The organism is Frondihabitans cladoniiphilus, assembly GCF_039544345.1.
Taxonomy (GTDB): Bacteria; Actinomycetota; Actinomycetes; order Actinomycetales; family Microbacteriaceae; genus Frondihabitans; species Frondihabitans cladoniiphilus.
Genome location: NZ_BAABLM010000010.1, coordinates 339,542 through 360,027, shown reverse-complemented (window position 1 = coordinate 360,027; position 20,486 = coordinate 339,542). Strand labels below are relative to the sequence as shown.

At 69.9% G+C, this 20,486-nt stretch carries 19 protein-coding genes and 1 pseudogene; 18 read left to right on the top strand and 2 right to left on the bottom strand.

Annotated elements, in window-relative coordinates:
• Nucleotides 1-969: 969 nt before the first annotated feature.
• The 17 genes and pseudogenes from ABEA39_RS17165 to ABEA39_RS17085 all read left to right on the top strand — a co-directional run bounded on the left by ABEA39_RS17165 (nucleotide 970) and on the right by ABEA39_RS17085 (nucleotide 17,846).
• Nucleotides 970-1,800: a hypothetical protein gene (locus ABEA39_RS17165; RefSeq protein ID WP_345377176.1), complete on the top strand. Its 831-nt coding sequence runs from the start codon at nucleotides 970-972 to the stop codon at nucleotides 1,798-1,800.
• A gap of 28 nt (nucleotides 1,801-1,828) precedes the next feature.
• Nucleotides 1,829-2,800 (top strand): HAD-IIA family hydrolase, encoded by a 972-nt coding sequence (locus tag ABEA39_RS17160; protein ID WP_345377175.1) that lies wholly within the window; start codon nucleotides 1,829-1,831, stop codon nucleotides 2,798-2,800.
• Between the two features lie 118 nt (nucleotides 2,801-2,918).
• Entirely contained in the window at nucleotides 2,919-3,065 is a 147-nt protein-coding gene (locus ABEA39_RS17155) for a hypothetical protein (protein ID WP_345377174.1), read from the top strand.
• On the top strand, nucleotides 3,065-3,943 hold the full coding sequence (locus tag ABEA39_RS17150; RefSeq protein ID WP_345377173.1) for a TlyA family RNA methyltransferase: 879 nt from the start codon (nucleotides 3,065-3,067) through the stop codon (nucleotides 3,941-3,943). The genes ABEA39_RS17155 and ABEA39_RS17150 overlap by 1 nt, the downstream gene beginning before the upstream one ends.
• A gap of 39 nt (nucleotides 3,944-3,982) precedes the next feature.
• Nucleotides 3,983-4,930 carry an NAD kinase gene (locus ABEA39_RS17145; RefSeq protein ID WP_345377172.1) on the top strand — a complete coding sequence of 316 codons (948 nt, stop codon included), beginning with the start codon at nucleotides 3,983-3,985 and terminating at the stop codon, nucleotides 4,928-4,930.
• A complete protein-coding gene (recN, locus tag ABEA39_RS17140; protein ID WP_345377171.1) occupies nucleotides 4,930-6,636 on the top strand; it encodes a DNA repair protein RecN in 1,707 nt (568 codons plus the stop codon). The genes ABEA39_RS17145 and recN overlap by 1 nt, the downstream gene beginning before the upstream one ends.
• A gap of 144 nt (nucleotides 6,637-6,780) precedes the next feature.
• Nucleotides 6,781-8,436 carry a CTP synthase gene (locus ABEA39_RS17135; protein WP_345377191.1) on the top strand — a complete coding sequence of 552 codons (1,656 nt, stop codon included), beginning with the start codon at nucleotides 6,781-6,783 and terminating at the stop codon, nucleotides 8,434-8,436.
• Nucleotides 8,429-9,031: an NUDIX hydrolase gene (locus ABEA39_RS17130; RefSeq protein ID WP_345377169.1), complete on the top strand. Its 603-nt coding sequence runs from the start codon at nucleotides 8,429-8,431 to the stop codon at nucleotides 9,029-9,031. Before ABEA39_RS17135 ends, ABEA39_RS17130 begins: the two co-directional genes overlap by 8 nt.
• Nucleotides 9,032-9,082: 51 nt before the next feature.
• The gene (xerD, locus tag ABEA39_RS17125) at nucleotides 9,083-10,060 is read left to right on the top strand and encodes a site-specific tyrosine recombinase XerD (RefSeq protein ID WP_345377168.1); all 978 of its coding nucleotides are present in this window, start codon (nucleotides 9,083-9,085) and stop codon (nucleotides 10,058-10,060) included.
• Between the two features lie 182 nt (nucleotides 10,061-10,242).
• Nucleotides 10,243-11,118 carry a ParA family protein gene (locus tag ABEA39_RS17120; protein ID WP_345377190.1) on the top strand — a complete coding sequence of 292 codons (876 nt, stop codon included), beginning with the start codon at nucleotides 10,243-10,245 and terminating at the stop codon, nucleotides 11,116-11,118.
• Nucleotides 11,102-11,974 carry a segregation and condensation protein A gene (locus ABEA39_RS17115; protein WP_345377167.1) on the top strand — a complete coding sequence of 291 codons (873 nt, stop codon included), beginning with the start codon at nucleotides 11,102-11,104 and terminating at the stop codon, nucleotides 11,972-11,974. The genes ABEA39_RS17120 and ABEA39_RS17115 overlap by 17 nt, the downstream gene beginning before the upstream one ends.
• The gene (gene scpB, locus ABEA39_RS17110) at nucleotides 11,964-12,575 is read left to right on the top strand and encodes an SMC-Scp complex subunit ScpB (protein ID WP_345377166.1); all 612 of its coding nucleotides are present in this window, start codon (nucleotides 11,964-11,966) and stop codon (nucleotides 12,573-12,575) included. The genes ABEA39_RS17115 and scpB overlap by 11 nt, the downstream gene beginning before the upstream one ends.
• Nucleotides 12,565-13,347 (top strand): annotated as a pseudogene (locus tag ABEA39_RS17105) (pseudouridine synthase); the annotation flags it as partial. The gene scpB and the pseudogene ABEA39_RS17105, both read left to right, overlap by 11 nt.
• Nucleotides 13,348-13,745: 398 nt before the next feature.
• Nucleotides 13,746-14,840 carry a prephenate dehydrogenase gene (locus ABEA39_RS17100; RefSeq protein ID WP_345377165.1) on the top strand — a complete coding sequence of 365 codons (1,095 nt, stop codon included), beginning with the start codon at nucleotides 13,746-13,748 and terminating at the stop codon, nucleotides 14,838-14,840.
• A 4-nt stretch (nucleotides 14,841-14,844) separates the two neighbouring features.
• Nucleotides 14,845-15,654, top strand: coding sequence for a (d)CMP kinase (gene cmk / locus ABEA39_RS17095; protein ID WP_345377164.1), 810 nt, complete (start codon nucleotides 14,845-14,847; stop codon nucleotides 15,652-15,654).
• A gap of 54 nt (nucleotides 15,655-15,708) precedes the next feature.
• Nucleotides 15,709-17,178, top strand: coding sequence for a ribosome biogenesis GTPase Der (gene der / locus ABEA39_RS17090; protein ID WP_425556995.1), 1,470 nt, complete (start codon nucleotides 15,709-15,711; stop codon nucleotides 17,176-17,178).
• Nucleotides 17,179-17,294: 116 nt separating this feature from the next.
• On the top strand, nucleotides 17,295-17,846 hold the full coding sequence (locus ABEA39_RS17085; protein ID WP_345377162.1) for a hypothetical protein: 552 nt from the start codon (nucleotides 17,295-17,297) through the stop codon (nucleotides 17,844-17,846).
• 4 nt (nucleotides 17,847-17,850) lie between these two features.
• Here ABEA39_RS17085 and ABEA39_RS17080 read toward each other — a convergent pair whose 3' ends face one another.
• Nucleotides 17,851-18,306: a winged helix-turn-helix transcriptional regulator gene (locus ABEA39_RS17080; RefSeq protein WP_345377161.1), complete on the bottom strand. Its 456-nt coding sequence runs from the start codon at nucleotides 18,304-18,306 to the stop codon at nucleotides 17,851-17,853.
• A 54-nt stretch (nucleotides 18,307-18,360) separates the two neighbouring features.
• On the opposite strand from ABEA39_RS17080, the gene ABEA39_RS17075 reads away from it, so the two are divergent.
• Nucleotides 18,361-19,584, top strand: a complete 1,224-nt coding sequence (locus tag ABEA39_RS17075; protein ID WP_345377160.1) for an MFS transporter — start codon at nucleotides 18,361-18,363, stop codon at nucleotides 19,582-19,584.
• 10 nt (nucleotides 19,585-19,594) lie between these two features.
• Here ABEA39_RS17075 and ABEA39_RS17070 read toward each other — a convergent pair whose 3' ends face one another.
• Nucleotides 19,595-20,350 (bottom strand): dienelactone hydrolase family protein, encoded by a 756-nt coding sequence (locus tag ABEA39_RS17070; RefSeq protein WP_345377159.1) that lies wholly within the window; start codon nucleotides 20,348-20,350, stop codon nucleotides 19,595-19,597.
• Nucleotides 20,351-20,486 lie beyond the last annotated feature (136 nt).

The following is a 20,486-nucleotide window of genomic DNA, read 5'->3' as shown; positions in this document are numbered from 1 at the left end:
CCGCCGGACTCAACTTCAGCACCACCAAGAAAGCCACCCCCACAGGGTGGCTTTCTTGCGTTAAGCGGCCACCCTGTGGGGTGGCCGTTCTGCGTTGAGCGAGCCCCTCAGGAGGTGGGGAGTGCCTGGTAGGCTGGCCGTTCATAACACCACAGCAGGCCCCGCAGGGAACTCCGACGGAGCACGTGCATCCCACCTTTCGATGCCGTCTTCGTACGACGCGTTCCCTGCCCCACAGGCAGAGTCACCCATCAGAAGGAGCACCCCGTGAGCGATCGCGACGACGAAAACACCGAGCGTCCGCGACGCTCGAATGACGGAGGCACCGGGGGAGGCGCCCGTGGCGAGGGGGCCGGCCGCGATCGGAGCTGGAGCGCCAGGCCGCCGCGCGGGGGATCGGATCGGCCAGGCGCCGGTCGTCCGTCGTCGGATCGCGGTGCATCCTCGCGTCCGCCTCGGGGTGACGGCCCGGGTGGCAAGCCTCGATTCGATGGTGCTCCGAGAAGCGAGCGGCCGTCGGGGGATCGACCGTTCCGTTCCGGAGATCGGCCTTCGGGTGGGCGCCCTCCACGAGACGGCGACCGTCCGGCCCGCAGTGGCGACCGCCCGAGTGGCGGACGCCCTCCTCGCGACGGCGATCGTCCCGGCAGCGGCCGTCCGTCGTACGGTGATCGCCCGAGTGGCGACCGTTCCGGGCGTCCTACGGGAGACCGCGGCGCCCAGGGGCGACCCAGCAACGGACGACCCGGTACAGGTCGGCCCAGCACAGGACGGCCCGGCGAGGGACGACCCAGCACGGGACGACCCGGCGAGGGACGACCGGGCGCCGGCCGACCGAGCTTCGGCGACCGCAGCGGCAGTCGCACCGGGCGCGATGCGCGGGACAGCGGCGGCCAGTGGGAGGACCGCGATCCGCTGGGTCTTCGTTCGGTCCGCCCGCGGCAGTTCGAGCCGCACCTGCCGGACGAGGTGGAGCCGCGACAGCTCGACAAGGTCGCCCGCGCCGAGCTCAAGACCCTGAGCAAGGAGAACGCCGACTTCGTGGCCCGCCACCTCCTAATGGCCGGGATGATGATCGACGAGGACCCCGCGCTGGCTCACCAGCACGCCCAGGCCGCCGGCCGTCGTGCGGGTCGCGTGGCCGTCGTCCGCGAGACCATCGCCATCACCGCCTACGCGAACGAGGACTACGCGCTCACCCTCCGGGAGCTCCGTACCTACCGTCGCATCTCCGGTCGCAACGACCAGCTTCCCCTGATGGTCGACAGCGAGCGCGGTCTCGGCCGACCCGACCGGGCTCTCGAGCTCGGCCGCTCGGTCGAGGTGGAGACGCTCGACGTGCCCGTTCGCGTGTCGCTGGCCATCGCGATGTCCGGTGCGCGCCTCGATCTCGAGCAGACGGACGCCGCCCTCCGCGAGCTCGAGATCCCCCAACTCGATCGCACCCGGGCCTTCAGCTACAGCCCGGACCTGTTCGATGCCTACGCCACGGTTCTGGAAGAGTTGGACCGTGAGGCGGAGGCTGCCGACTGGCACGCGCTCGCTCGCCGCGCCCGTGGCGCCCTGAACCAGCTGCAGTCCGAGGAGGACGATGAAACTGTCGAGATCGTGGAAGAAGAAGTCGCAGGATTCGACGGAGACGACGTCGCCCTCGACGACGAGCTCGCGGGGGAGCAGCCCGCAGGCGAACCCGTCGACGAGCCCAGCGTCGTCGACCAGCCCGCAGCCGTCGACGAGCCCGGGGACGCCGCAGCAGAACTCGCCGACGACTCCGACGAAGGAGACGAGCCCGTTCGCTGAGCCCCGGTTCCCCCTCGAGGGCGTCGACGTGGTCCTCGCCGACCTCGACGGGGTCGTGTACACGGGCAAGAACGCGATCGATCACGCGGTCGACAGTCTCAATCGCGTGGCTGCCGACCGCCGGATGGGCTACATCACGAACAACGCGTCCCGGACCGCCGAGACGGTGGCCGAGCAGCTGAGCGGGTTCGGACTGACGGTCACGGCGGACGACGTGGTGACGAGCCCGCAGGCGGCGGTCCGACTGCTGGCCACGCTGGTCGACCCGGGAGCGCGCATCCTCGTCGTCGGTGGGGTCGGTCTCACTGCGGTTCTCGAGGAGTCGGGTTATTCCGTGACCCGTTCCGCCGACGATGGTCCCGCCGCAGTCGTCCAGGGGTTCGCCCCGGACGTCAGCTGGAAGGACCTCGCCGAGGCGTCGTTCGCCCTGGGCAAGGCGGACATTCCGTGGGTCGCGACGAACCAGGACTGGACGATCCCGCAGGAGCGCGGCATCGCGCCCGGGAACGGCACGCTGGTGTCGGCCGTGCACACGGCCGTCGGGAAGCTCCCGATCGTGGCGGGCAAGCCCGAGAAGGCCATCTTCGAGGCGGCGATCGACCGCTTCGGAGCCACCAGGCCGCTCTTCATCGGTGATCGGCTCGACACCGACATCATCGGGGCGAATCGCGCCGGGCTGACCTCGGTGCTGGTGCTCACCGGCATCGACCACGCCAAGCAGGTGCTGGCGGCGCCCGAGAACTCGCACCCCGACTTCGTCCTCGCCGACCTCCGCGAGCTGCACGAGGAGTACCCGGCCACGACGGTGACGGTGGATGCGCGCGGCACGAAGACCTTCCGAGTGCGGGATGCACGGGTCGAGCTGGCCGGGAACCGCGTCCGTGCGGTGGCCGAGGGCTCGTCGCGGATCGACCTGCTGCGGGCCGGCGCCGCTGCCGTCTGGGGCAGCGGGCTGAAGATCTACGGGCTGGACGTCGACCCGAAGCTCTACGAGGACTGAGGCGTGCATCCCCCGGCTCGCTCGTGGGGCCGGTGACGCTGTCGGCGTAACCGGGTGGGGCTCGTCCTGTGGAGAGCCTGCCCGGACCGTCGGTGGCAGCGGTTAGTGTGGACCGATCATGAGCGAACCAGAAGAGACGTCCTCGGCCGTCGACGGCCTGATCTCTCGGCTCACGGTCATCGACCAGCAGCCGCTCGATCAGCGTGCCCACGCGTTCGCTCAGGTCCACGACGAACTGCGGGCCGTTCTCGAGGGCCGGGGCTGATGCACGGCCCGGCGACCAGCCATGCGGCGAACCGCTCGGCCGAAGAGGCTGCGGCGAGCGGTGCCACGGCTTCCGAACAGGCTCTCGAGCGTCTCGATCTCGCGCTCACGTCGCGAGGGCTCGCGCGGTCTCGCACCCATGCCCACCGCATTCTGAAAGACGGCCTCGTCACGGTCGACGGCAAGGCGCAGCTCAAGCCCTCCTTCCCGGTGCGGGAGGGCGCCCGGATCGACGTGGCGGGTATCGACCACTACGTCAGTCGTGCCGCGCACAAGCTCGTCGGCGCCCTCGACGCCTTCGCGGTCGACCCCCGGGGGCGCGGCGCCCTCGACGTGGGTGCGTCCACGGGCGGCTTCACGCAGGTGCTCCTCGAGCGCAGCGCCGAGTTCGTTGTCGCCCTCGACGTCGGGCACGCGCAGCTGGCGGCCTCGATCCGGAGCGACCCGCGAGTGACGACGGTCGAGGGGGCGAACGCTCGGTATCTCGACGAGGCGACGCTCGTCGGGTTCGAGCCCCGGGCATCCACCATCGATCTCGTGGTCGGCGACCTGTCGTTCATCTCGCTGACGATGGTGCTTCCGGCACTCGTGGCGAGCGTGGGCCTCGAGGCCGACTACGTGCTGCTGATCAAGCCGCAGTTCGAGGTGGGCCGCCAGGGCATCAAGGAGGGGATCGTGCGTGACGCCGGTCTCCGGGCCGATGCGGTGAACGCCGTGCTCTGGGCCGCGCACGATCAGGGGCTCGGCACGGCCGGGCTGATCCCGTCGCCGATCGTCGGCACGAACGGCAATCGCGAGTACTGCGTCCATCTGTCGGCCTCGCAGGGTGCGAATCCGACAGAATGGATCGCACGAGTCGACACCATGACAGGGGAGTGAACCGCCATCAGCACCGAACGCCCGACGGCGCAGCACCCCATGCAGCAGGGCCCCGTTCCCGACCGACCCGTCCACGAGCGCCACATCCTCATCGTCTCCCACACCGGGCGCCGTGACTCCGTCGACGCCGCTCTCGAGGTGTGCAGCATCCTCGCCGGCGCGGGTCTGGTGCCGGTGCTGCCGCAGGACGAGTTCAACGACATCTGCGCGGCCGAACCGAGCTTCGGCAACGTCGACATCCTCGGCGACCGGGTGCTCGTCGACGAGGTCGAGGCCGTGGTGGTCCTCGGCGGCGACGGCACGATCCTCCGCGCCGCCGAACTGGTCCGGGGCACGACCGCGCCCATCGTCGGGGTCAACCTCGGGCACGTCGGCTTCCTGGCGGAGAGCGAGCGTGACGACCTGCACGACACCGTCAAGCGGGTCCTGGCCTTCGACTACGAGGTCGAAGAGCGCTTCGCCCTCGACGTCGCCGTGATGGTCGACGGCAAGTGCGTCTACCAGACCTGGGCACTGAACGAGGCGACGGTCGAGAAGGCTTCTCGCGAGCGGATGCTCGAGGTCGTCATCGAGGTCGACGGACGCCCGCTGTCCTCCTTCGGCTGCGACGGTGTGGTCATGTCGACGCCGACGGGCTCCACGGCCTACAACTTCTCGGCAGGCGGGCCCGTCGTGTGGCCCGAGGTCGAGGCGATGATCCTCGTCCCGCTGAGTGCCCATGCCCTGTTCGCCCGGCCACTGGTCGTCGGCCCGAACTCGACGTTCGCCGTCGAGGTCCTGAGCCGCACCGACGGGTCGGGCGTGCTTTGGTGCGACGGGCGCCGGGCACACGAGCTCGAGCCGGGCGCTCGAGTCGTCGCCGGTCGTTCCGACCAGCCCGTCCGTCTCGCGCGACTCCGCCGGGCCCCGTTCACCGACCGTCTCGTCGCCAAGTTCCACCTGCCGGTGACCGGGTGGCGCGGTCCGCAGGGGCCCGACAACTCCTGATGATCGAAGACATCTCGATTCGCGACCTCGGGGTCATCGGGCAGGCGTCGCTGCCGCTCGGGCCGGGGTTCACGGCGGTGACCGGCGAGACCGGCGCGGGCAAGACCATGGTGGTGTCGGCGCTGGGTCTCCTCCTCGGTCAACGCGCCGACGGCGGTTCGGTGCGCTCCGGCAGCACGCAGGCCGTGGTGGACGGCCGCTGGTCCGTGCCCGACGATGGGCCGGTCTCGGAGCGGGTCCGCGACGCCGGTGGCGACGTCGACGACGGCGAGCTCTTCCTGAGCCGCATCGTCTCCAGCGAGGGGCGCAGTCGGGCCGTCGTGGGCGGTCGATCCGCACCGGTCGGCGTCCTCGCCGATCTCGCCGATCATCTCGTCGTGGTCCACGGCCAATCCGAGCAGATCCGCCTCAAGTCCGCCACGGCGCAACGCGCAGCGGTCGATGCGCACGGCGGTCCTGCGCTCGCCTCGGCCGCGACCGCCTATCGCCGCGCCTACGACGCCTGGCTCACCGCGCAGGCCGAGCTCGACGAGATCACGAACGACCGCGACGCCCGGGTGGCCGAAGCGACGAGGCTGCGGGCCGCGATCGACGAGATCGAGGCCGTGGCGCCCCAGCCCGGCGAAGACGTCGAGCTCGACGCCACCGCCGAACGGCTGAGCAATGCCGAAGACCTGCGGCTCGCCGCCGGCCTGGCCCACGAGGTGCTCTCCAGCGACGCCCTCGACGGCAGCCGGGACGTCATCACCCTCGTCGAGGAGGCCCGTCGACAGGTCGAGCGGGTGTCGCAGCACGACCCCGAACTGCAATCCATCGCCGACCTGCTGGCCGATGTCGGCGCACAGGTCGCCGAGTCGTCCACCCGGCTGTCGAGCTACCTCGGGTCGCTCGACGCCGATGTGTCGCGCGAGCTCGAACTCGTCCAGACCCGTCGTGCCGACCTGAGCTCGCTCGTGCGCAAGTACGGCCCGACGCTCGACGACACGATCGCCCTCCTCGACGACGGCTCACGCCGGCTGGTCGAGCTGGACGGGGACGACGACCGTGTCGCCCAGCTGACCGAGGAGGTCGTGCTGCACCAGGGCGAGGCGTTGGCGGCGGCGGACGTCCTCAGCGAGCGGCGCCGTGCATCCGGCGCCGATCTCGCCTCGCGAGTGACGAGCGAACTCGCAGCCCTCGCCATGGGAGGCGCCGAACTCGTGGTCGAGGTCGAGCCGCGCGACGAGCTCGGCTCGTCCGGCGCGGACCGGGTCGAACTGCTGTTGCGGCCGCATTCGGGCAGCGAGCCCCGACCTCTCGGCAAGGGTGCGTCGGGCGGTGAGCTGTCGCGCGTCATGCTCGCGATCGAGGTCGTCATGGCGGCATCGAGCGACGTGCCCACCTTCGTGTTCGACGAGGTCGACGCCGGCGTGGGCGGTTCGGCCGCCATCGAGATCGGGCGACGGTTGGCGATGCTCGCCGAGCGGGCGCAGGTCATCGTCGTGACGCACCTGGCCCAGGTCGCCGCGTTCGCGACGAACCACCTGCGCGTCGTCAAGGACGCCTCCGGGGCCGTGACCGCCTCGAGCGTCCAGCAGCTCCACGGCGACGAGCGCGTGGCCGAGATGGCGCGCCTCCTCTCGGGGCTGCCCGACAGCGAGAGCGGTCTCGAACACGCTCGGGAGCTGCTCGAGATGGCTGCCTCGCGGACCGTCACACGCTCGTAACACCGAGCGCTTGGGGCGGGCGGAGAACGTGACGTAGGATGGAAGCCCGTGGTGGTCAATCAGAACTCGGGTCCATTTTCGGAGACTGACAGCGCGGCATCGGCCGGCTCGACAGTCAGCAACAGCGCGAAAGTCACGAAGCACATCTTCGTGACAGGGGGTGTCGTCTCCTCCCTCGGCAAGGGTCTCACCGCCGCCAGCCTCGGCAACCTCCTCACGGCGCGTGGTCTGCACGTCGTCATGCAGAAGCTCGACCCGTACCTCAACGTCGACCCGGGCACCATGAACCCGTTCCAGCACGGCGAGGTCTTCGTCACCGACGACGGCGCCGAGACCGACCTCGACATCGGGCACTACGAGCGGTTCCTCGACATCAACCTGAACCAGGCCGCCAACGTCACGACCGGCCAGGTCTACTCGACGGTCATCGCCAAGGAGCGCCGGGGCGAGTACCTCGGCGACACCGTGCAGGTGATCCCGCACATCACTGACGAGATCAAGCGACGGATGCGCGCGCAGTCCCACGACGCGATCCAGCCCGACGTGATCATCACCGAGGTCGGCGGCACGGTCGGTGACATCGAGAGCCAGCCCTTCCTCGAGTCCGCCCGCCAGGTGCGTCACGAACTCGGCCGCAAGAACGTCTTCTTCGTGCACGTCTCGCTCGTGCCGTTCATGAACGCGTCCGGCGAGCAGAAGACCAAGCCGACCCAGCACTCCGTCGCAGCCCTCCGCTCGATCGGCATGCAGCCCGACGCCCTGGTGCTTCGAAGCGACCGCCCCGTCTCCGACAGCAACAAGCGCAAGATCGCCCTCATGTGCGACGTCGACGAAGACGCCGTCGTCAACTGCATCGACGTGCCGAGCATCTACGAGATCCCCGTCATGCTGAACGACCAGGGTCTCGACGCCTACATCATCGAGCACCTCGGTCTCGGCGACCTGGCCGGCGAGGTCGACTGGTCCGGCTGGAGCACGCTGCTCGACGCCGTCCACGACCCCAAGCACGAGGTCACCATCGGCCTGGTCGGCAAGTACATCGACCTGCCCGACGCCTACCTCTCGGTCACCGAGGCCCTGAAGGCCGGCGGGTTCGCGCACCAGACCAAGGTCGTGCTGCGGTGGATCCCGTCCGACGACTGCGAGACGGTCGAGGGGGCGAGCAAGGCGCTCGCCGAGGTCGACGGCATCTGCGTTCCCGGCGGGTTCGGAATCCGCGGCATCGAGGGCAAGCTCGGCGCGCTCCGCTTCGCCCGTGAGAACGGGATCCCCGCGCTCGGCCTGTGCCTGGGGCTCCAGTGCATGGTCATCGAGTACGCCCGCAACAAGGCCGGCTTCGAAGGCGCCTCGTCGTCGGAGTTCGACCCCGAGACCCGGTTCCCGGTCATCGCGACCATGGCCGAGCAGGTCGAGATCATCTCCGGCGGCGACCTGGGCGGGACCATGCGTCTCGGCCTCTACCCGGCCGCGCTCGACAAGGGCTCGCTCGCCGCTTCGCTGTACGGATCCGAGCTCGTCGAAGAGCGCCACCGTCACCGCTACGAGGTGAACAACTCCTACCGCGACGACATCGCCGCGGCCGGCCTGCGCTTCTCCGGCACCTCGCCCGACGGGAGCCTCGTGGAGTACGTCGAGCTCGATCGGGCCGAGCACCCGTTCTACATCGGAACGCAGGCCCACCCCGAGCTCCGGTCGCGCCCCAACCACGCGCATCCCCTGTTCGCCGGTCTCGTCGAGGCTTCGCTCGAGCGACAGAACGCCACCCGCCTGTTCGAGGTCGAGGCGGTCGAGAATGTCTGACGCTCCCTCGGCATCCGTCTCGGCATCGACTCCCGGGGTCCTGTCCGACGACGACTTCGCAGTCGACGTCACAGAGAACCGGGTCGTCTTCGAAGGCGCGGTCTGGAACATCGTCCGCGACACCTTCCGCTACGGCGACACTTCCCTCAAGCGCGAGTACATGGACCACACGGGTGCCGTGGCGATCGCGGCGCAGGACGACCAGGGCCGCATCCTCCTGATCAAGCAGTACCGGCACCCCGTGCGGTCGCGCGACTGGGAGCTGCCGGCCGGCCTCCTCGACATCCCGGGCGAAGACCCTCTCCTCGCGGCCAAGCGCGAGCTCGCCGAGGAGACCGACCTGCAGGCTGCGACGTGGGAGCACCTCCTTACCTTCAACACGACGCCCGGCGGCAGTAACGAGCACGTCGCCATCTACCTGGCGACCGGGGTGCGCGCCGCCGACGAGGCGTTCGACCGCGAGGCCGAAGAAGCCGACATCGAGAAGCGCTGGGTCCCGGTCGGCGACGTCGTCGACGGGGTGCTCGGCGGTGGGCTGCACAACTCGATCCTGTCGATCGCCGCGCTGGCACTCCACGCGCGCGCGACCCGCTGAGAACCGTCCCGCCTCGGCCGCTCTGACGGTGGCCGGCCCTAGCGTGGAGACATGACGGCGATCGAGGAGGCGCGGGCCCGGTATCTCCGCCACGTCACGGTCGAGCGCGGGCTGTCGCCGAACACGGTCGCGGCGTATCGGCGAGATCTGACGGTGTACGAGGAGTTCCTCGCGACACGGGGGATCGCCGACGCCGCCGGAGTCTCGGCAGGGGACGTCGCGGAGTTCGCCCAGTGGTTGCGGTCGAGGCCCGGGCATCCCCTCGCTGCCTCGTCCGTCTCTCGAATGCTGAGTGCGGTCAAGAGCTTCCATCGGTTCTTGACGGAGGAGGGCCTCGTCGCGGACGACGTGACCACCACGGCCCGGCCACCGAAGCTGCCGGCCCGGTTGCCCAAGGCGATCTCGATCGCCCAGGTCGAGGCGCTGCTCGCGGCGACCGACGGCGACTCGGCGCAGCGTCTGCGCGACAAGGCCCTGCTCGAGCTGATGTACGCCACCGGCGCCCGGGTGTCGGAGGCGGTCGACCTCAACGTGGACGACGTGATCGAGGGCGACGTCGTGCGGCTGTTCGGCAAAGGCAACAAGCAGCGCATCGTTCCGCTCGGCAGCTATGCCCGGAAGGCGCTCGACGCCTATCTCGTGAGGGCGCGACCGGTCTTCTCGGTGCGAGGAACGGCGACGCCGGCCCTGTTCCTCGGGGCTCGCGGGGCGCGGGTGTCGCGGCAGAACGCGTGGTTGATCATCCAGGGTGCGGCTTCGCGCGCGAAGCTCGGAATCGAGGTGTCGCCGCACACGCTGCGGCACTCGTTCGCGACGCACCTGCTCGAGGGCGGGGCCGACGTGCGCGTCGTGCAGGAGCTGCTCGGGCACGCATCGGTCGCCACGACGCAGATCTACACGCTGGTGACGGCGGATGCCCTGCGAGACGCCTACGCGGCGGCTCACCCTCGGGCGCGGTGGGCGCCGGGGGAGCGGGAGGCGCGGGAGGCTGCGGCGATGCGGGCTGGTGCCGCGGCTGTTGGGCGCTGAGATTTGCGGGGGATGCGCGGGGCCGGGCAACAGGCCGGGGGACCGCCCCGGCGACGACGGGGGACGCCGGTAAGCTTGCCGACGTGAGTACGACGCCGAACCCGAGCACCGACGACCGTGCGGCCGCGCCCTCGCGGGGTGCCGCTTCCGGGGCCTCCGTCCCGCTGGACGGCGTCGGCGAGCTGTCGACGGCCCCTGCCCGACCCGCCGGCTCCGACGCCGACCTCGGCCCGACGGGCCGACCCCGCACCGCGTTCCCCGTGCCGGCGCCACTGCCGAGCCACGGCCCGGCCCGCATCATCACGCTCTGCAACCAGAAGGGCGGCGTCGGCAAGACGACGACCACCATCAGCCTGGGTGCCGCGTTCGCCGAATACGGTCGCCGTGTCCTCGCCATCGACTTCGACCCGCAAGGCGCTCTGAGCGCCGGCCTCGGTGTCCGCACCCACGACGTGCCCACGGTCTACGACCTCCTCATCGGCACCGTGAAAGACCCGAACGAGGTCATCCAGACCACCGGCGTGCCCGGTCTCGACGTGATCCCGGCGAACATCGACCTCTCCGCCGCCGAGGTCCACCTCGTCAACGAGGTCGCCCGCGAGCAGATCCTGTCCCGCGTGCTCCGCAAGGTGCGCGACGACTACGACGTCATCCTCATCGACTGCCAGCCGTCGCTCGGCATCCTGACCGTCAATGCCCTCACCGCGGCGCACGGTGTCCTGATCCCCCTCGAGTGCGAGTTCTTCGCCCTGCGCGGCGTCGCCCTGCTCGTCGAGACCATCGACAAGGTGCGCGAGCGCCTCAACGAGGACATCGAGCTCGACGGCATCCTGCCGACCATGTACGACTCCCGCACCCTGCACAGCCGCGAGGTGCTCGAGCGGGTCGTCGACGCGTTCGGCGACGATGTTCTCGAGACGGTTATCACACGCACGGTGAAGTTCCCCGACGCGTCGGTCGCCGCATCCCCCATCACGCAGTTCGCTCCGAACCACCCCGCGGCCGAGGCCTACCGGCAGCTGGCCAGAGAGCTGATCGCCCGTGGCGCCGCAGCGTAGCCTCGGCACCCCCGACAGCGACGTCTCGGCCGACGTTTCTGCCGACGTTTCGGCCGACGTCGAAGCAGCGACGGACTCCTCGTTCTCGGTCAGTCTTGCCAACTTCTCCGGCCCGTTCGACCTCCTGCTCTCGCTGATCACCAAGCGCGAGATGGACATCACCGAGGTGTCGCTCAGCGCGGTCACCGACGAGTTCATCTCGTACCTCCGTGGCCTCGACTCCGACGAGGAGCTCGACAAGGCCAGCGAGTTCCTCGTCGTGGCGGCGACGCTGCTCGACCTCAAGGTCGCCGGCCTCCTGCCCCAGGGCGAACTCGTCGACGCCGAAGACGTCGCCCTGCTCGAGGCCCGCGACCTCCTGTTCGCCCGCCTGCTGCAGTACCGCGCGTTCAAGCAGGCCGCCGAGTGGTTCGCCAGCCGCGGCGAGGCCGAGGGCGACCGGCACTCGCGCAGCGTCCGCCTCGAGCAGAAGTACCGCGTCTCGACGCCCGAGCTCGTGTGGACCCTGTCGCCGGACGACTTCGCCGCGCTCGCCGCGATGGCCCTGTCGCCGAAAGAGGTGCCGACGGTCGGGCTCGACCACCTGCACGCGCCGCTGATCAGCATCCGCGAGCAGGCCGCGATCGTGGTCTCGATGCTGCGACGCGGAGCCGTGATGAGCTTCCGCGAGCTGATCGACGGTGTTGACGTCAAAGGCGTCGTCGTAGCGCGTTTCCTCGCGATCCTCGAGCTCTACCGACACGCGAGCATCAGCTTCGAACAGCTCGAACCGCTCGGCGAGCTCACCCTGCGCTGGACCGCCGAGCACTGGACCGAAGAGAACCTCGCGAACCTGGGGGCCGACTATGATGGATGAGCCGCAGACGGCGGACCACCTCCCGACCCCGGGCGTCGCCATCGCCCGCACGCTCGAGGCCATCCTCATGGTCGCCGACGAGCCGCAGAGCCTCGTCTCCCTCGCGACGGCGATCGGTGCGCCCGTGCCCGCGGTCCGGCAGGCGATCGAGGCGCTCGTGGCCGACTTCGACGGCGTCGCACCCGGCGTCGACGGGGCCTCGGGCATCCGCCGCGGTTTCGAGCTCCGCGAAGTGGGCGGCGGTTGGCGCTTCTACGTGCGCGAGGAGTTCGACCCGATCGTCCGCGACTTCGTGCTGACGCAGAACCCGACGCGCCTTTCGCAGGCCGCCCTCGAGACCCTCGCCGTCATCGCCTACAAGCAGCCCATCACCCGCGGCGCCATCGCGCAGATCCGGGCCGTCAACGTCGACTCCGTGGTCCGCACCCTCCTGGGCCGTGGCCTGATCACCGAGTCCTTCACCGACGCCGAGACCGGCGCCATCAACTACGAGACGACCGAGCTCCTGCTGACGCATCTCGGAATCAACACCCTCGACGAGCTGCCGCTGATCTCACCGCTGCTCGCCGACGGGTCGAAAGGCTTCGACGATGCCCAGTAACACGCACTCCGACGAGGATGCCCGTGCCCCGCAGGGCGAGCGCCTCCAGAAGGTCATGGCCGCGGCCGGCATCGCGAGCCGCCGCGTCTCCGAAGACCTGATCGCCGCCGGCCGAGTGACCGTGAACGGCGAGGTCGTCACCGAGCCCGGACGCCGCGTCGACCCGACCGTCGACCAGGTCGTCGTCGACGGTCAGGCAGTTCAGCTCGACCCGAGCCGCCGCTACCTGATGCTCAACAAGCCGGTCGGCGTCGTCTCGTCCCTGCGCGACGAGCGCGGACGCCCCGACCTGACCGAGTTCACCCGCCACTACGAGGAACGCCTCTTCAACGTGGGCCGCCTCGACGCCGAGACGAGCGGGCTCCTGATCCTCACCAACGACGGCGAGCTGGCGCACGTGCTCGCGCACCCGTCGTTCGGCGTGCTGAAGACGTACATCGCCAAGGTGCAGGGCTCGATCACGCCTGCAACCGTCAAGAAGCTCATCGCCGGCATCGATCTCGACGACGGCCCGATCAACGCCGACTCCGCGCGCATCGTCGACCGCGGAACCGGGCAGGCGGGCGGCACGAGCATCGTCGAGGTGACCCTGCACTCGGGTCGGAATCGAATCGTGCGCAGGATGCTCGAAGCCGTCGGCCACCCGGTGATCGACCTCGTACGGCGGCAGTTCGGCCCCCTCACACTCGGCACCCTCCGTATCGGCGAGGTGCGCGACCTGACCCGCGACGAACTCGGCGACATCCTGACGATCGCGCGCGACGCCGGTCTCGGCTCGACGACGATCGGCGGCGCCTCGGACACCGGTTCGGTCGACGGCGACGGCGACGGCGTCCGCGACATCGTGTCCGACGCGGTCCAGGGTGCCCTAGACGACTCCGGCGCCGACCTCGAGGCCGACGTCGACGACGACCTCGCGGACTCCGAGAAGGAGTATTACGACGAGGACGACGAGGAGTTCGAACCCGAGTTCGACGCGCGCGACGAGAGCCGGCGCGGGCGTGCTCCCGCTGCGGGTGCGGGTGCGGCCTCTCGTGCCGTGCCGAAGCGGCAGTACGACAGCGACGGCAACCGCCGCGTGGCGCTGAACGGCGACGCGTCCGGCGGGCAGGCGCCGAGCCGACGCGCCCAGGTCCGGCGGCAGCAGGAGGATCGCCGGAGGGGCAAGCGATGACGGATGTCCCGCAGCGCCGTCTGCAGGGCACCGTCCGCGTCGTCGGCTCTGGCCTGCTCGGTGCAAGCATCGGCCTCGGTCTCCGGCAGCAGGGGGTCGACGTGATCCTCGAGGACGTCTCGCCCGCGGCCCGGAACCTGGCGATCGATTACGGTGCCGGTCGCGTCGGTGGCGCGGACGATCATCCCACGCTCATCGTCGTCTGCGTGCCGCCCGATGTGACGGCCGACATCGTCGAACGCGAGCTCGCCGCCTACCCGGAAGCGCTCGTCACCGACGTGGCCAGCGTGAAGGTGGCGCCGCTGCGCGAACTGGAGAAGCGCGGCGTCGACGTCTCGCGGTACATCGGCTCGCACCCGATGGCCGGGCGGGAGCGTGGGGGGCCGCTCTCGGCTCGCGCCGACCTGTTCGTCGGGCGCCCGTGGGTGGTCGCCGGCCACGACGGGATCGGCTACCGAGCGGCGGCCGCACTTGAAGACCTCATCCTCGACCTCGGGGCGACGCCGATCGAGATGACTCCCGAAGAGCACGACGCCGGGGTGGCCGTGGTGTCGCACGCTCCTCAGGTCGTCGCGAGCCTCATGGCCGCACGGCTCCGAGACGCCCCCGACACCTCTCTCGGCCTCGCCGGGCAGGGAGTCCGCGACGTCACGCGCATCGCTGCGAGCGATCCGACGCTGTGGGTGCAGATCCTCGGGGCGAACGCAGGCGGCGTGGCGGAGGTGCTGCGGGCCCTGCGGGAGGACCTCGACGGCGTGATCTCGGCACTCGACGAGCCCGAGCATCCCGGCGCCCTGCGGGTTCTCGCCGAGACGATCGGTGCCGGCAACGCGGGAGTCTCGCGGCTGCCCGGCAAGCACGGGCAGTCGAAGACCTATCGCCAGGTGATCGTCATGGTCGACGACACCCCCGGCCAGCTCGGACGCCTCCTCACGGAGATGGGCGAGATCGGGGTGAACCTCGAAGACCTCCGGCTCGAGCACTCGCCCGGAGCCCAGTTCGGGCTCGCGGAAGTGAGCGTCGTGCCCGAGCACGAAGAACGACTGATCGACGACCTGGTCCGCCGCGGCTGGACCATTGCAGGAGCATGAACGCATGACGACCACCCCCGCCGACTCCTCCCCCTTCTCCGACGATCCCGGCGCCACCTCCGACGAGCTGGCCGCCTGGAAGGACGACCTCTTCGCGCGCTACCAGGCGAGCGACCTCTTCCGCCCTGTCGTCGTGGCGGTCGACGGCCCGGCCGGCAGTGGCAAGTCCAGCGTCAGTCGTGCCGCGGCTCGGGCCCTCGGGTTCGACTACCAGGACACCGGGGCGGCCTACCGGGCCTTCGCGCTGCACGCGGTCCAGGAGGGCGTCGATCTGACGAGCTCCGCTGCGGTGGTCGCGACCCTGCCGACCTTCGACTACGAGATCGGTATCGATCCCGGCGACCACTTCGTGAAGGTCGGGGGAGTGGACGTCAGCGAGGAGATCCGGACCCCGCGGGTGACGGCCTCGGTCGCCCACGTCGCGAAGATCCCCGAGGTGCGGGCGTTCCTGGTCGAGCTGTTCCGCTCGGTGATCGCCGGGTCGTCGAAGCCCGGCATCGTGACCGAAGGGCGTGACATCACGACGGTGGTCGCACCCGATGCCCAGGTGCGAATCCTGCTCACGGCGACGGAAGAGGCTAGAATGGCCAGGCGTTCCGCGGAGATCACGGGGCAGAGTGCCGAAGAAACTGCCCGGCAACTGTCGAAACGAGACCAGCAGGACAGCAAGGTAGTCGACTTCATGACAGCCGCCGAAGGCGTCACGACACTCGACTCCACTCATCTCGACTTCGATCAGACGGTGCAGGCCGTGGTCGAGCTCGTCCGGGCCTCCGCAGCGGCGGCCACAGCGGCGGGCACCAACACCCCCTAGGAGCCACCCATGGCACACGACGACGACGACAGCTTCCCCGACCTCGACGACGGCATGGCCGATCGTCTCGCGACGCTCGAAGACGTCGATGCGGACCAGCGGGCGGATGCCCTCCGCCGCGGTCTCGAGGACTTCGAGCTCGACGAAGAAGACGTCGACCTCCTCGAGAACGCCGAATGGGACCCGGACGCGATCACGTACGCGCCGGCCCTTCCCGTCCTCGCCGTCGTCGGGCGCCCGAACGTCGGCAAGTCCCAGCTCGTCAACCGCATCCTCGGCCGCCGCGAGGCCGTCGTCGAGGACAAGCCCGGCGTCACCCGCGACCGCGTCTCGTACAAGGCCGAGTGGGGCGGGCGCCGCTACACGATCGTCGACACCGGCGGGTGGGAGCACGACGCCCTCGGCATCGACGCGTCCGTCGCCATGCAGGCCGAGATCGCGATCGACCTCGCCGACGCCGTCCTCTTCGTCGTCGACGTCAACGTCGGTGCCACCTCGACCGACGAGCACGTCGTCTCGATGCTCCGCAAGACGCACAAGCCCGTGATCCTCGTCGCGAACAAGACCGACGACGACCGCAAGGCCCTCGAGGCGTCCGAGCTCTGGAGCCTGGGTCTCGGAGAGCCGTTCCCCGTCTCCGCCCTCCACGGCCGCGGCGTCGCCGACCTGCTCGACAAGGCGATGGCCACGCTGCCCGCCGTGTCGGCCGTCGCGAAGGAGGAGATCGGCGGCCCCCGCCGCGTCGCCATCCTCGGCCGCCCGAACGTCGGCAAGTCGTCGCTCCTCAACCGCGCTGCAGGCGAGGAGCGCGTCGTCGTCAACGAGCTCGCCGGCACCACCCGCGACCCGGTCGACGAGCAGGTCGAGATCGGCGGTCGCATCTGGACTTTCGTCGACACCGCCGGCATCCGCAAGCGTGTGCACCTGCAGCAGGGCGCCGACTTCTACGCGTCCCTCCGCACCTCGTCCGCGCTCGAGAAGGCGGAAGTCGCGGTCGTGGTGCTCGACGTCTCCGAGACCATCTCCACGCAAGACCTCCGCATCATCGACCTGGTGCTCGAGTCGGGCCGTGCGCTCGTCCTCGCCTTCAACAAGTGGGACCTCCTCGACGACGACCGCCGCCGCTACCTCGAGCGCGAGATCGAGCAGGACCTCGAGCACGTCTCGTGGGCTCCGCGCGTGAACATCTCGGCGAAGACCGGCCGGCACCTCGAGAAGCTGGTGCCCGCGCTCGAGCTGGCTCTCGAGTCGTGGGACACGCGGATCCCGACGGGCAAGTTCAACGCGTTGCTCGCCGAGCTCACGCAGGAGCATCCTCACCCCGTCCGTGGTGGAAAGCAGCCGCGCATCCTCTTCGGCACCCAGGCCGCCAACCGGCCGCCGACATTCGTCCTGTTCACGACCGGGTTCCTCGACCCGCAGTACCGCCGCTTCATCACGAGGCGCCTGCGCGAGATCTTCGGCTTCGAGGGCACGCCGATCAACGTGAACATGCGCGTGCGCGAGAAGCGCAAGCGCTCGTAATCCCGACTCGATCCGCTCGAACACCCTCGGGCGGCACGGACACCCCTCCTCGGAGAGGTGCTCGCGCCGCCCGAGGGTGTTTCGCGTGCCGCGGAGGGTGCGAGAATTGGCCCATCATGGTGGAAGCGTCGGCGCAGCGGAGCGGTCGGTGGGGGCGGGCGGAGCTCGTGCTCGAGCGGCTCTGGCGCACGTGCCAGGTCGACCGGCTGGCGGGCGGCAGGCAGCACGCCTATGTCGTCCGCCAAGACATGCGCGAGCATCCCACGACCGTTCGCACTTTCCGCACTTTTCGGTGGCTGCTCCTCGGCGAGGTGACCGTCGGCGTCTCGGCGATCCTCATCGCGATCGTGCTGACCGCGCACGGCGTGGTCGTGCCGTGGGCGGTGTGGTTCCGGTCGACGGTCGTACTGATGATCACGCTGTCGCTGTACGTGTTCGCCTGGCGCGCGCAACTCGGCTATTACTGGGCGTATGCGCGATTGAAGTTGTTCTCGCGAATCTTTCCGGTCGTGACACTGATCATCGCGTGCATCCCCGGTCTCTACCCGACCTGGATGGTCGTCGAGCAGATCGTCTTCTCCGCCCTGATGGTCGCGATCGCGCTGCTGCTGTCGACGCGGCACATGCGAGCGGTCTTCCCCGCGCCGGCTCGGCTCGGCCGCGGCTGAGGCCTCAGGCCGGGGTCGCCACGCGCACCATGGCGACGTCGGGGGTCTCCACGACGCGACCGGACGAGTCGACGAAGGCCACCCGGAGGTGCTCGCCGCTGGTCTCGTCGACGTACGCGTAGCGACGGGGATGCTCGAGCGGGCGATGCTCGAAGCCCCACGCCCCGAGGGTGGCCACCACGGGCAGCAGGTCGTGCCCCGCCGGCGTGAGGAGGTACTCCTCGCGCTCGCGTTCTCCCGGTGCCTGGTACGACCGTCGCTCGAAGACCCCGTGCTCGACCAGGGTGGCCAGACGCGCCGTGAGGATGTCGGGCGAGACCCCCAGCGACGAGCGGAACTCGGAAAAGCGCGTCGACCCGACCAGGGCGTCGCGCACGATGAGGAGCGCCCAGCGCTCGCCCACGACGTCGAGACTGCGGGCGATGCCGCAGGAGGGATCGAGGCTGGAACGCGGTGACATGCCCTCACCCTAGCTCAGTTGGGTTTTCCTATCCAGCCTGCTAGGTTCGTTCCCATGCCTTCCACAGCCGATGCCCCGGCCTCCACCCGCCTCTCGTTCTGGACCTGCGCCGCCGTCCTGGCCGTCGCCCTCTGGATGAGCGGCGCGGCGACCCCGGTCTACCCGCTCTACGCGAAGGACTGGCACCTCACCCCGATCGTCACGACGTCGATCTTCGCCGTGTACCCGATCGTGCTCGTGATCGTCCTCCTCGTCTTCGGGTCGCTCAGCGACGTGGTCGGGCGGCGCACGAGCATCCTCCTCGGCATCTCCGCGTCACTGATCGGCGTGTTCCTCTTCGCGATCGCGCCGAACGTGGGCATCGTTCTGATCGGCCGCGCCTTCATGGGCATCGGAGTGGGCCTGTCGCTCAGCCCGGCGACCGCCAAGATGATCGACATCGCCGGCCCCCGCAACTCGGCCCGGACCGGCGGCATCAGCACGGCGTCCACCGCGGTCGGCCTGGTCTTCGCCACGCTCGTCGGGGGCGCCCTGGTGCAGTACGCGCCGTTCCCGCTCCACCTGACCTACTGGGTGCTCTTCGTCGTCGAGGCGCTCGTGTTCGCTCTGGTCTGGCGACTGCCCCGGGACCGGGATGCCGAGGCCCCCCGCTGGCGGCCGCGTGGCGTGTCCGTGCCCCGGGCGCTTTGGGGCCCAGTCGCGGCGGCCGCCCTGTGCGTGAGTGCGTCGTACTCCCTCGGAGCCGTGATCCTGTCGCAGGGCGCCTCCATCGGAGTGCAGCTCGTCGGCAGCAGCAACGCGCTAATGACGGGAGCGCTCCTCGCCATCTCCATGCTGGTGATCGGAATCGTCGCCCTGGCCTCCCGCCGGATCCCGCTGCCGATCGCGGCTGTCATCGCCCTCGTGGCCACGGCCCTCGGCTTCGGCTCGCTCGTGCTCGCCGCGTCGCAGCACTCCCTGGCGCTGTTCCTGGTCTTCTGCGTGCTGGGCGGGATCGGCTACAGCCTGTTCTTCGCCGCCGGCCTGCAGATCGTCTCTCGGTTCGCGCCCGAACACCACCGCGGCTCGATGTTCTCGACGGTGTACCTGGTCGGGTACGTCTTCCAGGCGGCGACGGCCCTCTGGCTGGGGAGCGAGGCGACGTCCGGCGGACTCGCGCACGCCGTCGACCTCGGGGCACCGGTCGTCTCGGCGCTCGCCGCCGTCGCGCTGATCCTGGTGCTCGTGCTGGCGGTTCCGCGGCGGACCCGAGGAGCGTCGGTCGTCGAAGCCTCCTGAGAACGGGAGGTCAGTCGGCCTTGACCGTGTGCTCTTCGAGGAAGTGCAGTGTTGCATCCCACGCTCGAGCGGCGTAGCCGGCGTTGTACGCGTGCGGATTCTGGTCGTTGAAGAACGCGTGACCGGTGTTCTCGTAGACGACGGGGGTGAAGTCGACGCCGGCCTCCTCCATCGCGCGAGTGACGTCGGGAAGCCCGGTGATGAGGCGTTCGTCCTGGTCGCCGTAGAACGCGAGGACGGGGGCCTCGATGAGGTCGACGTCGGACTCCTCCGGCGGAGCGCCGTAGAACGGGATCGCGGCGGTCACGCGCGGATCCGCCGCGGCCAGAGCGAAGCTGTAGGTGCCGCCGAAGCAGAAGCCGGTGACGGCGAGGTGGCCGCGGCATCCCGGCTGCTCGTCGAGGAAGTCGAGAACGGACTGCAGCGCGCCGACGGCCCAGGCCGCGTACTCGGGGGAGCGCATGGGGGAGGCGGCCTCGCGCATCCGCGGCTGGACCTCGCTCTTCTTCGCGTCGTCGTCGCCGGCCATGATGGCCAGGAGTTCTTCGCCGAGGTCGGGCTGCATGCCGGCGCGGCTCAGGATGTCGGGTGCCGCGACCAGCCAGCCCTCGGCCGCGAACCGGTCGGCGACGCTGCGGATCTGATCGACCGCGCCCCAGATCTCGTGGATGACGATCAGGCCTCCCTTGACGGGCATGCCTTCGGGCGGCGATGCCAGGTACACGTCGAAGGGGCCGTCGTGGTCGAGCTGCACAGTGTGGGGCATGAGTGTCTCCAGTGGATCGAGGTTCGGGGTCGTTCTCTTGACTACTCCACCCGGGGGATGCGCGGCTGATGTCGGTGCAGAGGTCTAAGTTATTGATTTGTCTGATGAAGGATGCGAAACCGTACTTCGCTCCTCG

Bases quoted from the DNA above. Each gene is read 5' to 3' on its own strand.
- ABEA39_RS17155 (WP_345377174.1), top strand. From the start codon at position 2,919: ATGAGCGAACCAGAAGAGACGTCCTCGGCCGTCGACGGCCTGATCTCT.
- ABEA39_RS17150 (WP_345377173.1), top strand. From the start codon at position 3,065: ATGCACGGCCCGGCGACCAGCCATGCGGCGAACCGCTCGGCCGAAGAG.
- ABEA39_RS17145 (WP_345377172.1), top strand. From the start codon at position 3,983: ATGCAGCAGGGCCCCGTTCCCGACCGACCCGTCCACGAGCGCCACATC.
- recN (WP_345377171.1), top strand. From the start codon at position 4,930: ATGATCGAAGACATCTCGATTCGCGACCTCGGGGTCATCGGGCAGGCG.
- ABEA39_RS17130 (WP_345377169.1), top strand. From the start codon at position 8,429: ATGTCTGACGCTCCCTCGGCATCCGTCTCGGCATCGACTCCCGGGGTC.
- xerD (WP_345377168.1), top strand. From the start codon at position 9,083: ATGACGGCGATCGAGGAGGCGCGGGCCCGGTATCTCCGCCACGTCACG.
- scpB (WP_345377166.1), top strand. From the start codon at position 11,964: ATGATGGATGAGCCGCAGACGGCGGACCACCTCCCGACCCCGGGCGTC.
- ABEA39_RS17100 (WP_345377165.1), top strand. From the start codon at position 13,746: ATGACGGATGTCCCGCAGCGCCGTCTGCAGGGCACCGTCCGCGTCGTC.
- cmk (WP_345377164.1), top strand. From the start codon at position 14,845: ATGACGACCACCCCCGCCGACTCCTCCCCCTTCTCCGACGATCCCGGC.
- der (WP_425556995.1), top strand. From the start codon at position 15,709: ATGGCCGATCGTCTCGCGACGCTCGAAGACGTCGATGCGGACCAGCGG.
- ABEA39_RS17085 (WP_345377162.1), top strand. From the start codon at position 17,295: ATGGTGGAAGCGTCGGCGCAGCGGAGCGGTCGGTGGGGGCGGGCGGAG.
- ABEA39_RS17080 (WP_345377161.1), bottom strand. From the start codon at position 18,306: ATGTCACCGCGTTCCAGCCTCGATCCCTCCTGCGGCATCGCCCGCAGT.
- ABEA39_RS17075 (WP_345377160.1), top strand. From the start codon at position 18,361: ATGCCTTCCACAGCCGATGCCCCGGCCTCCACCCGCCTCTCGTTCTGG.
- ABEA39_RS17070 (WP_345377159.1), bottom strand. From the start codon at position 20,350: ATGCCCCACACTGTGCAGCTCGACCACGACGGCCCCTTCGACGTGTAC.